14 protein-coding genes are annotated in these 15,178 nt (G+C 46.3%); 4 read left to right on the top strand and 10 right to left on the bottom strand.

The annotated features are described in order from the left end of the window. Window positions 1-48 precede the first annotated feature (48 nt). The 4 genes from GWR56_RS12550 to msrA all read right to left on the bottom strand — a co-directional run bounded on the left by GWR56_RS12550 (window position 49) and on the right by msrA (window position 3,662). Entirely contained in the window at window positions 49-1,236 is a 1,188-nt protein-coding gene (locus tag GWR56_RS12550) for an ROK family protein (protein WP_162431580.1), read from the bottom strand. Window positions 1,237-1,434: 198 nt separating this feature from the next. Continuing rightward, the gene (locus tag GWR56_RS12545) at window positions 1,435-2,010 is read right to left on the bottom strand and encodes a fasciclin domain-containing protein (protein ID WP_162431579.1); all 576 of its coding nucleotides are present in this window, start codon (window positions 2,008-2,010) and stop codon (window positions 1,435-1,437) included. A gap of 508 nt (window positions 2,011-2,518) precedes the next feature. Next, a complete protein-coding gene (msrB, locus tag GWR56_RS12540; protein ID WP_162431578.1) occupies window positions 2,519-3,031 on the bottom strand; it encodes a peptide-methionine (R)-S-oxide reductase MsrB in 513 nt (170 codons plus the stop codon). 1 nt (window position 3,032) lies between these two features. After that, complete coding sequence (gene msrA, locus GWR56_RS12535; RefSeq protein WP_162431577.1) at window positions 3,033-3,662, bottom strand: peptide-methionine (S)-S-oxide reductase MsrA; 630 nt, start codon at window positions 3,660-3,662, stop codon at window positions 3,033-3,035. Window positions 3,663-3,927: 265 nt separating this feature from the next. On the opposite strand from msrA, the gene GWR56_RS12530 reads away from it, so the two are divergent. From GWR56_RS12530 to GWR56_RS12515, 4 genes are all read left to right on the top strand, one after another. Beyond that, entirely contained in the window at window positions 3,928-4,119 is a 192-nt protein-coding gene (locus tag GWR56_RS12530) for a cold-shock protein (RefSeq protein WP_162431576.1), read from the top strand. A 145-nt stretch (window positions 4,120-4,264) separates the two neighbouring features. Continuing rightward, on the top strand, window positions 4,265-5,122 hold the full coding sequence (locus GWR56_RS12525; RefSeq protein ID WP_162431575.1) for an RNA polymerase sigma factor RpoD/SigA: 858 nt from the start codon (window positions 4,265-4,267) through the stop codon (window positions 5,120-5,122). Window positions 5,123-5,378: 256 nt separating this feature from the next. Further along, complete coding sequence (locus GWR56_RS12520) at window positions 5,379-6,683, top strand: NAD(P)/FAD-dependent oxidoreductase (RefSeq protein WP_238395228.1); 1,305 nt, start codon at window positions 5,379-5,381, stop codon at window positions 6,681-6,683. A 109-nt stretch (window positions 6,684-6,792) separates the two neighbouring features. Continuing rightward, window positions 6,793-8,001, top strand: a complete 1,209-nt coding sequence (locus GWR56_RS12515; protein WP_162431574.1) for an MFS transporter — start codon at window positions 6,793-6,795, stop codon at window positions 7,999-8,001. Window positions 8,002-8,053: 52 nt separating this feature from the next. Here GWR56_RS12515 and GWR56_RS12510 read toward each other — a convergent pair whose 3' ends face one another. The 6 genes from GWR56_RS12510 to GWR56_RS12485 form a co-directional block, all read right to left on the bottom strand. Next, window positions 8,054-9,589: an FAD-dependent oxidoreductase gene (locus GWR56_RS12510; RefSeq protein ID WP_162431573.1), complete on the bottom strand. Its 1,536-nt coding sequence runs from the start codon at window positions 9,587-9,589 to the stop codon at window positions 8,054-8,056. A 6-nt stretch (window positions 9,590-9,595) separates the two neighbouring features. After that, complete coding sequence (locus tag GWR56_RS12505; RefSeq protein ID WP_162431572.1) at window positions 9,596-9,982, bottom strand: hypothetical protein; 387 nt, start codon at window positions 9,980-9,982, stop codon at window positions 9,596-9,598. Window position 9,983: 1 nt separating this feature from the next. Further along, the gene (locus GWR56_RS12500; protein WP_162431571.1) at window positions 9,984-10,907 is read right to left on the bottom strand and encodes a ChbG/HpnK family deacetylase; all 924 of its coding nucleotides are present in this window, start codon (window positions 10,905-10,907) and stop codon (window positions 9,984-9,986) included. Window positions 10,908-10,913: 6 nt separating this feature from the next. Next, entirely contained in the window at window positions 10,914-12,071 is a 1,158-nt protein-coding gene (locus tag GWR56_RS12495) for an acyltransferase family protein (protein ID WP_162431570.1), read from the bottom strand. A 367-nt stretch (window positions 12,072-12,438) separates the two neighbouring features. Next, the gene (gene uxaC, locus GWR56_RS12490) at window positions 12,439-13,845 is read right to left on the bottom strand and encodes a glucuronate isomerase (protein ID WP_162431569.1); all 1,407 of its coding nucleotides are present in this window, start codon (window positions 13,843-13,845) and stop codon (window positions 12,439-12,441) included. An 89-nt stretch (window positions 13,846-13,934) separates the two neighbouring features. Next, complete coding sequence (locus GWR56_RS12485; protein ID WP_162431568.1) at window positions 13,935-14,984, bottom strand: glycoside hydrolase family 130 protein; 1,050 nt, start codon at window positions 14,982-14,984, stop codon at window positions 13,935-13,937. Window positions 14,985-15,178 lie beyond the last annotated feature (194 nt).

The following is a 15,178-nucleotide window of genomic DNA, read 5'->3' as shown; positions in this document are numbered from 1 at the left end:
AAATACTAAGGTTGGTTGTTTATATAATAGGGTTGATTAATATGCTTGTTAATTAAAGTTGCAATTCTCCATAACCAGGGTTGCCGCGCCCAGAAGCTCTGAGTCTGACGCCAGGGTTGACACCTGTATCTCGGTTTGCTCTGCAAGCCAGGGGATACAAAACTCGTTGATGGCCTGCTGTATGGGGGCCATTAATATTTTGCCTGCTATAGCGCCCCTGCCGCTTAAAACGATCAGCTTGGGGTTCATGATGTGGATAAGGGTTGACATCCCCTTACCTATTAAAAATGCCGCGTCAGACAATATGGATACCGCGAGCGGGTCGCCTGATCTGGCTGCGTTCAGGAAATGGTCGCCTGACAGGGTGCCCGTTTTTTTGTAAACCTGCTCCATGCTTGAACTGGCGCCCGAATCCATTTCAGATTTTGCGCGCTCGAGCAAAACCAACAACGACGTATCTACCTCCAGGCAGCCCCGCTTACCGCACGAACAGATCTTATTGCTTTGCGACAAAGGGATATGGCTAAACTCGCCCGCGTACCCGCTGTGGCCCCTGAAAAGGCTGCCGTTTACGATCATACCCAGGCCGGTTCCCCACCCTACGTTTACTACCAGCACATCCTTTAGATTTTTTCCGGCGCCAAACTTTAGTTCGGCCAGCGCTATCAAACTTGAATCGTTATCGATAAACACCGGCATACCAAGCTGTTCCGATAGGTGTTTCGCCAGGTTCTCGCCGCCTTTTGTTTTAAAAAAGGTATGGTTAACCCCTTGTTCGGCGTTTACAAAGCCGGGCATGCCAATACCCATGCCCAGTATCTGGTGGATAGAAATACCCGAGCGCGAGATGTAATCTTGCAAAAATTCGGTGAAGGTGTCAATTAATGAAGGCGTATCGCTAAGCACGAGCTCTTTTTTCTCGGGCTCCATCTTAATATTGTTTAGCAGATCGTAGATAACTACCTGGGTTACCATTTGGTCTACCGCTACAGCAACTATGTAACGCTGCTTTTGGCCGTTTAGCAGAAAAGCCAAACCCCGCCGGCCGCCGGTTGAGGGTGCAAGGCCATGTTCAAGCACGTAACCTTCGTCTATCAGGTTACTAACCGTATTGGTCACTAAGGGCAGGCTTTTGTGTGTGAGCTTGCTCAGTTCGGTCAAAGAAAGACTTTTATTATAGTAAAAGTGCTTAATCAGATCCTTCCTTAATAAGTGATGCTTCTTAATTACGGTCATATTATCAATAGTTTGTCAAACTTAAAATAATATTTCAATAATCAGCAAAACTTTTTAATTTTTTTAAAAACTAAAATTAGGTTTAGAAATTTTCAGGTTAGTTCCACAACCATTACTAAATTTTGAAAATCATTTGAACGAGTGATAAAATAAAAAAGCCCGGTAAACCGGGCTTTCTCGTTATCTGGAAGTATGGTATTATTTCGTTGGCATAAGTACGCCGTTAACACCATTTACAATACCGTTGGCTCCTATCAGGTCAAAAAGGATCACCTGAGCCGTGTTACCGGCAGCATTTGCCAGCTGCAGCTTTTTATCAGAAGTTACTGAAAGGGTAAGCGTTTGCCCGTCAATAGTGGTCAGTGTAGCTTTGCCTTTACCTGCGTTTAAAGCTTTAATAATTTCGGCCTTGCCGTATTTGCCGGTAACAACATGGCCTTTTAATATGGTAGCCAGTTTAGCCGGATCTTTCATCAGGCTATCCAGTTTGCCGGCGGGCAGGTTGCTTAGCGTAATATTGTTAGGTGCGAAAATCGTATACGGACCACCTGTTTTCAAAACAGAATCTAACCCTGCAGCTTTAACCGCACTCAACGCTGTTGTGTAATCGGCGTTGCTGGCTAAAGCCCCTACTACATCACTTGCCCCTTCGGTAGTTGTTGTGGTAGTGGTGGTGGTGGTTTTTTGGGTGGTGTCTTGAGTTTGTGCGGATACACGTGTAGCTGTAACAGTTAAAAAGGCTAATACGCCAACCGCTAAAATGGATCTTTTCATGTTAATCATGTTTGTAATTCAATTTATTAATTTGGTTAATAAGTAGATTTTTCCTCAATAAAATGATTTTTTTAGATGAAAGTCCCCAATTATAACTCTCAAATTTTACAAATTGTTCATAGCAACTGTAATTTCCTTATTACAATTAAGTAGCGGAAACCCTCAAAATCCCCCTTTATTTGCTCATTTTCAGCTGGAAAGGCCCATCCAACGGGGTTGTGCTGATGCTTTGCACACGTACATAAACTAAGCGTATTAAAATATCCATGCAGCTCTTAAAAGGCAGCTATCAAAGGCTGAACCGCAGCCACAATGGTTGTTACCATAACGCAGCATAAACGCGGGGTGGGGCCTGCTGATTAAAGCAGCGTCCTTTAAATAACGGCATAAAGCCCGATTTATTGGCTAAAGGCCAGTAAATCGGGCTTTATGCTTGCCGGCAAGATGGCGCAATAGCAATGCGGGAACGTATGGTACGCTTTAAACCCTTAACAGGAGGCGCCTACTTTTACAGCTTATCGGGCTGAAAATCCAATGAAACGGAGTTCATGCAAAACCTTTTGTACGTTGGCGCCGGGCCATCGTCAAATATATGCCCCAGGTGGCTTTGGCAGCGTGCGCACAACACTTCGGTTCGCTCCATACCTAATGAGTTGTCGGCTTTATAAATAACGCTGTTCTTCCTTACCGGCTGGTAAAAGCTTGGCCAGCCACAGTCGCTGGCAAATTTGGCATCCGAACGGAACAGCTTATTGCCACAAACAGCGCAGTAATAGGTTCCCCTGGCGCTTTTGTTCCAAAACTGGCCGGTAAACGGGCGTTCGGTAGCCTGCTCGCGGGCGGTGGCATATAATGCCGGCGGCAATATCTTTTTCCATTCCGCATCCGACACCTTTATCGGGCGGGTATCGGTATTAGAATAGTACGGGTTATTTTGGTGCCCCTTATCGGTTTTTAAATGCTGTGCAAACGTGCAGGTAAAGCACAGGAGTAGTATCGCGGTGATGTATATCGGCCTCATCTTAGTTCTTCAGTTTATTTTTAAACACCTTCCTAAACTTTTCAAGTTCGGGCTGTATCACATATTTACAATACGGGTTGCTGCCTTTATTCAGGTTATAATAATTCTGATGGTAGTCTTCGGCTTTGTAAAAAGCTTTGTACGGCGCTACCTGAGTAACAATTTTATTTTTGTAGGCATGCTCAGCATTAAGTTTACCAATGTAATAGTTGGCCTTTTGCTTTTGTGCCGCGTTATGATAAAATATGGCCGAGCGGTACTGTGTACCCACATCATTACCCTGGCGGTTTAGCTGGGTTGGATCGTGTGCTACAAAAAAGGCAGCCAGCAGTTCATCGTATGTAATTTGCGCAGGATCGTAAATAATGTTACAGGCTTCGGCGTGCCCTGTGGTGCCTGTACAAACCTGGTTATAGGTAGGGTTGGCAACCGTGCCCCCGCTAAAGCCCGATATTACCTTTTTAACGCCCTTTAATTGTTGAAACTTTGCTTCGGTACACCAGAAACAGCCCGTGGCAAAAGTAGCGGTATCTAACCTGGCCTTGCCATCGGTACTTGTATTCGGTGCAGCCGCCATAGCAGTATACCCGGTAATTAATAACAGAATAATTTGAATGCTTATCTTTTTCATAAATCTCCTAACGTGTTTAACGTACTTATAACTAACGTAAAAAATGATGGTATGTATTGCGGGTTTGTCGTAAAACTTAGCTCTAACTTACGTGCGGCCTACAATTGTGATGTTTGGCTGACAAAAACAAAAATTCACGCCCAACACAATATTGTCATTTTATAGGGAAATATAGCTTTAACCATAACTAAAAGTATATCAATTACATATTTATGCCAATTAATCAATAATTAAAGGTACATTTGTAACTATTTAAATAAATATAATGCAACAAGGAACAGTAAAATTTTTTAATGAAGAAAAGGGTTTTGGATTCATCACCCCAAGTAACGGTGGCAAAGAAGTGTTTGTTCACTCATCAGGTTTAGTTGATCGCATCCGCGAGAACGATACCGTACAGTATGAAGTGGAAGAAGGCAAGAAAGGCCCTAACGCGGTAAGAGTTAAAGTAGCTTAATAACTATAATAATATCGTGAAGCATTCCCTGAAAATGGGAATGCTTTTATTTTTTTTACGGGTCATTAAAAACACCCGGACCCCGCTCTTTTAAAGTTTAGTAAATTGTTTAATCGCCGGCTTCAGGCCGCTTTATCCCCATTAAATGAGACAACTTAAAATAAGTCAATCCATCACCAACCGCGAGACCCAATCGCTTGATAAATACTTAACAGAGATCGGTAAAGTAGACCTTATAACAGCCCAGGAAGAAGTTATACTGGCACAAAAAATACGCGAAGGCGACCAGGCAGCATTAGAGCGCCTTACCAAAGCCAACTTAAGGTTTGTGGTATCGGTGGCCAAACAATATCAAAACCAGGGCATAACCCTTGGCGACTTAATCAACGAAGGTAATTTAGGCCTGATAAAAGCCGCCCGCCGGTTTGACGAGACCAAAGGTTTTAAATTTATATCATACGCCGTTTGGTGGATACGCCAATCCATAATATCTGCCATATCAGATCAGTCGCGCTCGGTGCGTTTGCCCCTGAACCAGATAGGTACGCTGAGCAAGATCCGCAAAACGCAATCTTCGCTTGAGCAGGAACTTGAACGCGAAGCCACCCCTGAAGAACTGGCCGAGTGCCTGGAAACAACGGTCGAAAAAATTGCCGATTCGTTACGAAATTCAGGCAGGCAGGTGTCCATCGACGCGCCTTTTCAGCAGGGCGAAGAAGGCACTTTGCTGGATGTAATGCAAAACGACGACCCATCTACTGACAGTAGCCTGATCCACGATTCGCTGGCTACCGAACTGGGGCGTTCCCTGTCAAAATTAGGCGAACGCGACCGCGAGGTACTGATACTGTTTTACGGCCTGGGCAATAACCACACCCACACCTTAGAAGAAATAGGCGAAAAGTTTGTGCTAACCCGCGAACGGGTACGCCAGATCAAGGACAAGGCGCTTCAGCGTATAAAACAGTCATCGCGCAGCGGTACGCTGCAATCGTATTTGTAATATATTCTGCATCATAAATAAAAAAACCGCTTTAAAATAGTTAAAGCGGTTTTTTTATTGAGTACTATTACCAAAGAATTGGCCGGTGCAATCCCCCGTTTACCGGGAGGGTGCAGGGAGTGAATTTAAGCTGTCGGATAGTTGGTACAGCTTATCAACCCTGTGTAAAATTAGATTATTTTAATAGTGTATTATGTACACTTAACGTATATTTACATTGTCATTTATAACGGTGACAAACATACACATACCAGAAATGAGCGATCTTTCTAACCCCGCAGATGCCACAGGCCATATGCCTGTGCCTGCTAAAAAAATTGTGGTTATTGGGGGAGGTTTTGCCGGTGTAAACTTTGCACAAGATGTGGCAAAAAATAAAAGCTACCAGGTTACCCTGGTAGATAAAAACAACTACAATTATTTTCCTCCGCTGCTTTACCAGGTATCAACAAGTTTCCTGGAACCGTCAAGCATCAGTTATCCTTTCCGCAAATTATTCCGCAAGGATAACATCCGTTTTCGGATGGGCGAACCCGTAAAAGTTGACCCTGATACCAAAACCGTATATTTAAAAGACGGTGAACTGACCTACGATTACCTGGTATTTGCAGCGGGCGCCAAAACAAACTTTTTTGGTAACCAAAACATTGCGCAGAATGCTATTCCGATGAAAACCATTGACGATGGCTTGCGTATGCGTAACGCTTTACTGCAAACGCTGGAACGCGCAACCATTACCAAAGACGCGGCCGAACGCAAACGCCTGCTTACCATAGTAGTTGCCGGCGGCGGCCCAACAGGTGTTGAAGTATCGGGTATGCTTGCCGAAATGCGCAAATATATTTTCGCGAAGGACTACCCCGAACTTATTAACCAGCCCGGAGGCATTTACATAGTAGACGGCGGCACTGCCCTGCTTGGCGCCATGAGCGAGAAAACCCATCAGGATGCCTACAAGGTGCTAACCAGGCTTGGGGTGCGGGTAAAATTGAATTTGCACGTTAACGACTACCTTGACGGCAAAATTACTTTATCAAACGGCGAGGTTATTGAAGCCGGCACGCTTATTTGGGCAGCAGGTATTACAGCCAATACGTTTGATGGCATCCCGGCAAACAGCCTGGGTGTGGGCAAACGGATGATAACCGATGAATACAACCAGGTTACAGGGCTGCGGGATGTTTACGCCATAGGCGATGCATCTATCCAAACAACCGACGAGGCCTACCCAAAAGGCCACCCGCAGATTGCGCAGGTTGCTATACAACAGGGCCGTACCCTTGCAGCCAACTTTATTGCCATAGCCAAGGGTAAACCCTTAAAAGCCTTTAAATATTTCGACAAAGGCGATATGGCCATTATTGGCCGTAACAAGGCGGTGGTAGACCTGTTTAAACACAAGGTGCACTTCAATGGTATCATAGCGCTGTTTATGTGGTTGTTCATTCACCTGATATCATTAGTTAACTATCGTAATAAACTGCGCACGCTTTACAATTGGGCGGTTGCTTACATCAGCCGCGACCAGTCGTTCCGGATGATATTTAAATCGGGCGATTAAGCGGCGCCTTTGTCAACATACTTTCACAAAAGCACCTTGCCGTATATGCAAGGTGCTTTTACGTTTGATACCAAGGCACATTTGCTTACGTTTGCGGGCTGTAAAAACTATGGAGGCTACACAAACTAACAGGTTACATCCGGCTATTATCCCTTTAATGGCAGTTGCCGCGGGTGTTACGGTAGCAAATATTTATTATAACCAGCCAATCCTGAAAGATATAGGCGTATCGGTACATGCGTCCGGCTCCGAAATTGGTAAAGTGGCCATGTTTGCACAGCTGGGCTATGGTTTGGGTATGTTCTTTTTGATCCCCCTGGGCGATAAGGTAAACCGTAAACGGCTTATCCTGTTACTAAGTACCTTACTGATGTTAACCCTTACCGGCTTTAGCTTTGCCACGCGGCTTTACCAGGTTTACGCATTGAGTTTGTTTGTTGGCCTTTTTGCCACATCTGCTCAAATATTAATGCCAATGGCTGCCACGCTTGATAGCGTTAATCGCGGCAAAACGGTTGGCAAGGTTTTTAGCGGCATACTGGTCGGAATTTTAGGCGCAAGAGTAATTTCCGGCTTAATAGCCGGCTGGCTGGGCTGGCGCTTTGTTTACGGCATATCGGCCGGTATGGTATTGCTCACAGCCGTATTGCTTAAGCTTTACTTACCCAATGTACCGCCGAAGTTTAAAGGCAATTATCTGGGGCTGCTCAGGTCGGCACTATCCCTGGTAGGCGAGTTTAAGATATTAAGGCAGGCAGCTTTGCTTGGCTTTTTTACATTCGGCATCTTTTGCTCGTTTTGGACCACTTTGACCTTCCATTTGAGCAATGCACCCCTCCGTTTTTCGGCCAGCACTATTGGCTTGTTCGGCCTTATTGCCATTGGCGGTGCGCTGGTAGCGCCGTGGTTTGGGAAACTGGCCGATAAGGGGAACACGCACCGGTCCCTGCTCATCTCTGTAGCAATGATCATTGGCAGTGTTGTTTTGCTTAAACTTTTTCCATACTCCGTTGCGGCGCTGGTTGTGGCTATCTTTTTTTTGGATATAGGCGTGCAGGCCACGCAAATAACAAATTTTGCACGCATATACGCCCTTGCTGAGCACGCGCACAGCAGGCTCAACACTATTTACATGACCATGTATTTTATCGGCGGCTCGGCAGGTACATATTTTGGTTTGCTATGCTGGAAGATTGGCGAATGGAACCTGAGCACCTGGCAAATGCTGCTTTGGGGCATTATAGCGATAGGTATTGTAATGATAAGCAGGCCCGGCCCGCTTAAGGAAGGGCAAAAGAATAGCAACAACACCATTTAGCAATTAGGATTCACTTCCACCCCGGGGAGGGGGAAACGGGCTGATATCTTAATTAAACGTTTCCCTTTACCTTCTGCTTTAAGTGGTCGGCAAGCCTGATGGTTAATGCTACCAGCGTTAACGTAGGGTTGGGCGCGGCGGCCGTAGCATAGCACGATGCACCCGCCATGTATAAATTACTGATACCATGCACTTTGCAATTGGCATCCACCACGCCTTTTTTAGGGTCGGCGGCCATGCGGGTTGTGCCCATGTGATGCCATCCGCCACCGGTGAACGATGGCCAGCTGTTGTCTTCCTCGTTCTGCAGGTAATCCATCAGCCGTACGCGCCCTTCGGCACTTATGCCTACTTGCCGGCCAATAATTTGGTATATACCACGCAGGCTATGCTTTTCAAGCGGTGTAAGTTCCCAGTGCAGCATAGCGCGCGGAACCCCGAGGGCATCCTTTTCAGTGTCTAACGTTACACGGCTGTTGGGGTTTGGCGCCTGCTCTACCCGGGTGAACAGCTGGAACGAACTATACCCCTCTTTTTTTACATCATCTTTGCCCACCTCGTCAAACTTATGCATGTTCTTTTTGGTTTCAGCGGTATCGGCCGTCCATATGTCGATAAACGCGGGCTGCTTGCGTGCGATATCCAACGGGGTAAACGATGCGGTACCATTTAATATGCGGTGCTCGCGCTGCATTTCTTCGCTAATGGCCAGTTCGGCGCGGGCTTTGGTAAGTCCCCACTCCCAATGGTACAATTTTAAAGCATCGGGTTTGGTTAGCCATATCTCTGCCGATTTTATTTCCAGGTGCTCCATAAAATACCGGCCCACATTATCGTTTTGGTTGCCCAGGCCTTTGGGTGCCTGTTTGTTTGATGCAAGCAGCAAACGCGCGTTCTGGATAGAGCAGCAGGCAATGATAAATTGCTTCGCCCTAACCGTATGCTGCTTACCCGCCAGGTTTTTCACGGTTACCTGTTTTATAGCCGATGCATTTTCGTTGGCGGTGATATCGGTTACATTGGCGTAGGTGTACAGGTGTATATTTGGCGCTTTTACAATGGTATCGCGGTATTTGGTACCAAAGCGCGTTGGCGGACTAAACTGCCACATTTTATTATAAACCGCTTTTTCGTCGAGTGTTAAGCCTTTTAGTTCCGGGTCTTTATCCTGCCAGTATTTGGCGCTGTATTCGTACGGGCCAAGGTCGAGGTTTTTGTGGGCGCGGGCGTAATATTCATCCAGGTCTTCGCGCTTTATGGGCCAGCCGCTATGCGGCACCCAGTCTCGTTCCTTAAAATCTATCGGGTCGAACGTAGAGCAAAAGCCTGACCAGTGCCCGGTTGTACCCCCAAAGTAATGCAGCCTTGCCGATTGTAGCGGGTAATACCGTTGCCCTGTGGTTTTGCCTTTGTACAGTTCCTGCATCTGCGCTTCGTACTCAAAGCCGCCGCCCTCAAGCAAAATAACTTTAAAGGGCGTGTTCAGCCACTCCAGCGCCATACTTATACCCGCGGCGCCCGAGCCTACAATACATATATCGCCTTCTATCAGGCTGTTGTCATCAATATTTCTGGCATCGATATGCATGGGTGCTTAAGGTTTAATGATTGAAAAAAGAGCACATTGCCTGGCTTCGGTTATAGACATTACCCAGCCTTTAACCACCAATATATTACCGGCTTTAAAATCTTCGTTTACCTGCTTATCCAATTTAGCCCGGATCTCATCTTTACCAAGCGATGCCTTATCTTTATCGCTCAAAAGCAACTGCGATAGCTTTTGCCGGTCGTCTTCAGTCTTGTGGTTTTTGCGATACTCCGTTCCCGCCTCGCGGATGGCCTTTGCATCCGCCAGATGCGAAAACACCAGGGGCTGCGCAACTGCCTGCTCCTTTGAACCTGTGCTGCAGCGTTCGGCAAAGGGCAAGGTAAGCGCCAATGCGGTAAATGCCGATAGCTTTACAAATAACCTGCGTTCCATATCAGTTTTTTACGGTTTCCAGTTTCATCGCGGCCAGCCCTTTTTGTTTCACCAGGTCGCTGTAATTTATCAGCCTGAACTTTTTATTTACCAAAGCCTTAAACTCGGGCGATAGCAGCATGTTCAGCTCCGTTTGGCGGTGCAGGCTGGTTAACGGCTTGCCCTCCTTGGTATTCATCATGCTGCTGTTCATATCAAACAGGGCGTTCATCTCGGGGTTCATTAAAGCAACGTGTATAACAACCAGGTTTGGCCGTGCGAGGTTCAGCTTATTGGTAACGTACGACAGGAACGCCGATTTTTTTGTAGCCACCGGCTCGCCCCACATTTCTTTGTAAGTTTCACCCAGGTAAACCACTTCACTTAAGGTAGATATGGCCAGCTTGTATTTATGCGCCAGTTTCTCGGTAAGCGCACGCAGTGCCGGCGTTGATAACGCAACACCCATGTGCGGATCGATATAAGTGATCTTTAAACCCGACGCCAAAGCCCTTTCTATCTGCGCAGTTAGTTCCTTCTCTACCTCAGCTATTTGATATCCGCTTTTGGCAAAAGCGCCTGTCGACTGGTGGAAATATCCATTGGCATCAACCAGGCTTGGCACGGCTTCGCGGCCCGTTACAGCGCCCCAACGGTAGTTTTTCCATTCGGAGGTCAGCGTTAAATGCACACCAACGCTTACCTGCGGATTTTTCTTTAATATCTCTACAGCTTCCTGGTACCAGGGGCAGGCAAACTGCACCGACGCCGAAAAAGGCATCCCGGTATCAGCCATTTTTTGCATGGCCATGTTTACAGAATGGTTCATGCCAATATCATCAAGCCGTAACATCAGTGCGGGCAACCCGGGGTTTTGCTGCGCGGATGCAGGTTGTAATAAAAACAGACTTAGTACTAAAAAGCAAAGTATTTTTATATTTTTCATATTTTGTTAAACCTTTAAGAAGGCTTTTTTGCGGTACATAAAATAAAGGAACATCCATTTAACCATAATAAAGCAAATAGCCATTACTACAATGTTGTAGGGGTCGCCAACCCACTCGCCAAGCCACCCGAAAAAGCCGGTGGTGGCATAATGCCAGTTAATAAATTTACTGGAAATGTATATGAGGATGGAGTTCATGCCTATTACTTTGAAAAAGAACGCCCACGACTTGTAGCCAAGCACATCTATCACATAGTAAAACAATGCTAACAATAATAAACTCATCCCTCCTGCCTGCAGCACGAACGAGCTTGTCCACAGGTTTTTGTTGATCGGGAAATCAAGGTTCCAAACTTGTGCAAGCACCAAAAATATGGCGCCCGCAGCGGCTATAATAAATGCCTTACGGCCTTTATGCTGATGCCCGGTTTTTAGCAGTATACCCGCCAGTATGCCTAACAGCCCGGTGCTTATAGCCGGGATGGTAGAGAACAAGCCTTCCGGATCGTGTATGCCGAGGTAAAGTTTGCCGGGTAGTATGAGCCTGTCCATATACGAGGCGAAATTGCCCTCCATGGTCAGGTCGCCGGGATGAAAACCGGGGGCCGATGTAAATTTAAGCAACAGCCAGTAACCGATGATAAATATCCAAAACCAGGCCATCTGCCATTTACGACTGGCGTATAGGTATATAATATTAGCAAACATGTAGGCAATACCAATACGCCCCAATACCGATGCAAACCGTATCTCGTCAAATGATTTTAAGGTTTTGAGGCCGTTATTAACCAGCAAGCCCAGCAATATCAATATCGCTGCGCGTTTTATTACCCTTAACACCAGTTGCGGGCGCGTGGCGCCCTTTTCCAGTTCGCGCCCTATAGAGTATGGCGTGGCTACGCCTGCCAGGAACAGGAACAAGGGGAATATCAGGTCATACAAGTGAAAGCCGTTCCAGTCCGGATGCGTAAACTGGTTGGCTATGGTGCCCCAGAATGGCGAACCCGTAGCCTTCGCGAGCGAATGAAATATCTCTTCGCCCCCAAGTATCCAAAACATATCAAACCCCCTAAGGGCATCTAAGGAGTAAAGGCGCTCGTAGGTAAACGGCGATGTATTAACATCAGTTACACCGGTAGTACCGGAATCTCTTTTTGCGGTCATGATCTGATTAATAAAAGGTTTAAAAACCGGCACTGGCCACCGGTATGTGGTTTTAGGAATGCACTTCTAAAGATAAAATACTTTTTAAATAATTTGAAAAAGTTTTATTCCACAATGCGCTATTGTATTAAGTATGTTACCTAATCCCGATTTTAATAAGGTGTACAACCAGCCGGGACTTAGGATCAAAGTCTTGATCGCATACATTGATGTGGTTTGCACCGCCGCGATCTATATTTCACAGTATCACGCAGGTTATCGCCCAATTTATCGCGAAAAATCATTTCACACGGGTAACCTACCTTAAAAGTACGATCATAGACCGTCCGCAGCATAAGCAAGGCGCAACTGCAGCTGGTTATCCCATTTACGGTTTAAATTTAAAGTAGCTTTGGGCGTTATAATAACATATATCCCCAATGATCTTGCCTGTCCATTCCATGTCGTTCGGCAATTCACCGTTCTCAATATCTTCAGCAAACAGGTTACAAAGTATGCGCCTGAAGTACTCATGGCGGGGGAACGAAAGAAAGCTGCGCGAATCGGTAAGCATGCCTACAAAACGACTTAGCAGCCCCATGTTCGAGAGGGCGTTCAACTGTTTGGTCATGCCGTCTTTTTGATCAAGGAACCACCAGGCCGAGCCATACTGCACCTTACCGGCTACCGATCCGTCGTTAAAATTACCTGTCATGGCGGCCACCATTTCGTTATCAGCGGGGTTTAGGTTATATATAATAGTTTTTGCGAGGCGGTCGTCCTTATCCAGCCTGTTAAAAAATTTTGATAGCGGCCTGGCCTGACTAAAATCGCCGATGGAATCGAAACCCGTATCGGGCCCCAACTGGCCAAGCAGGCGGCTGTTGTTATTGCGCAAAGCTCCTAAATGAAATTGCTGCACCCAATCCTTCTCCTGGTTCCAAATGGCGAAATTGTACAGCATGGCCGATTTAAACTTTATTTTTTCGGTATTGGTAACGGGTTTTTCGGCGCGCACCTTTTCAAATATCCCGCGTAATTCTTCTTCGGTATATTCCTCGGCATACACATGCTCTAAACCATGGTCTGCTACGGTGCAGCCATTCGCCGCGAAGTAGTGGTGGCGGTTCTTAAGCGCGTACAAGTAATCGTCGAAGGTATTGATGGTACTGTTTGATACCGCTTCCAGTTTGTAGACATAGGCGTTTAGGGCGGCCACATCCTCGATATACATGGCTTTATCCGGCCTGAATGCCGGGTACACTTTTACCTCTGCCCCATCCCTTTTTATTTGTTCGTGATGGCTCAGGTCGTCCAGCGGGTCGTCGGTAGTACAAATTACTTCCACGTTCATTTTCTTGATAAGGCTTTGTACCGAGTATCCCGGGCTTTGCAATTTCTCGGTGCAGTCATCGTAGATAAAATCGGCGGTACCGTGCATTAACCGCGATGTGATGCCAAAATATCGCTGCAATTCAAGATGCGTCCAATGGTAGAGCGGGTTGCGCAGGGTATAGGGTACAGTTGCGGCCCATTGCTCAAATTTTTCGTTATCGGGTTTGTTGCCGGTGATATAAGCCTCATTAACACCGTTTGCACGCATTGCGCGCCATTTGTAATGGTCGCCGTTTAGCCAGGCGTGGGTTATGTTATTGAAATTGATATTGCCCGCAATTTGATCGGGCGGCAAATGGCAGTGGTAATCTATTATGGGCAGGTGTTTTGCATGGTCGTGATACAACTCCCGGGCCGTATCTGATCGCAGCAAAAAATCCTCATCTAAAAAGCTCTTCATAACCGGTTATTATAAAGGCCAATGTATTAAAGTTTTTTGATACCTTTCAAACCAAATTGCGCAAACGTTTTAGTGAAACAGCTGCTAATTTACACCCCCAAAGCGGCAAAGATATCCTTTATAGAAAACTTCGCGCCACACACAAATTCATCGGCTGCGCCATAGTAAATGGTGATGGTATCGCCATCAACCACATGCCCGTTGGTGAAAACCACATGGCCAAAAAAGCCTGTTATCTCATACGGCGCGGTAGGTTCCATTATAGGCTCGGTAGTGCGCGCCAATACTATCGACGGATCGTTAAGGTCAAGCAACACCGCGCCTAAACAATATCGATGCTCCTTGGTAGCCCCGTGATAAATCTCGAGCCAGCCCTTTTCGGTTTTAATGGGCGAGGCCCCGCCCCCAACGCGTGCGCTGTCCCACATGCCTTCGCGAGTTTTAAGTATACATTTATGATTGCCCCAATGCACCCCATCCGGCGATTGGGCTATCCAGATAAAATTCCCCCCTATATCCACGCTGCTGGGGCGGTGCAGGGCATAATACAGACCGTTTATTTTTTCTTCAAAAATGGCCACATCCTTATTATGCGGCGGCAGGATCATACCGTGCGTTTCAAAATTTTTCCAATCGGTGGTGGTACGCAGACCAACACCTACCCCGCTATCAGATACCGCTGTAAAGGTTAGATAATACCTGCCCTCTAAAAAGGTAACCCGGCAATCTTCTATCCCAAAGGTTTGCAGCGGTCCGCTGCCAAACAATCTGCTGTAATCTGCAGGTTCGGTAAAGTGCACGCCATCATCGCTGCAAAGCAGCCGCAGGTGCGATAAGGTAGTCAGATAATCAACCCCTTTGTACCTTACCACCCGGGCATCGGTAGCAATAAGGTCCGCATCGTTCAGCGCTATTTCCATGATCTGGGTTTCGCCGGTTACGGTCAATATCGGAAAAGACACGTGCACCTCGCTTTGCTGCGGCCGCTCAGCCACCCTTACCAGCAGCCATATTTTGCCATTAAACCTGAATACGCCGGGGTTTAGCAAACATGCTATATGCAGGCCTTCGGATGTGGCTTTAAGATCCTTTGGGGCCAGTAACGGGTTTTGAGGGAAACGCTGTGCAATGTCTGCCATAAACTTTATTATTATATAGGCGTAACATTTTTGCTTTGTAATAGTTTATAGCCTATACAACTTTGATTTTTTATTTGCCGATACACCTACTCTTGCGGGCCATATTACGTGTATTGCCTGATGTTCTACCATTAAAAAATTTGTATTTACACAAAATAAGAATATTTTCATATTCTGTTTAGTTGACAATGCCA

Source organism: Mucilaginibacter sp. 14171R-50 (assembly GCF_010093045.1).
Lineage (GTDB): Bacteria > Bacteroidota > Bacteroidia > Sphingobacteriales > Sphingobacteriaceae > Mucilaginibacter.
This window is presented reverse-complemented; position numbering and strand designations above follow the sequence as displayed.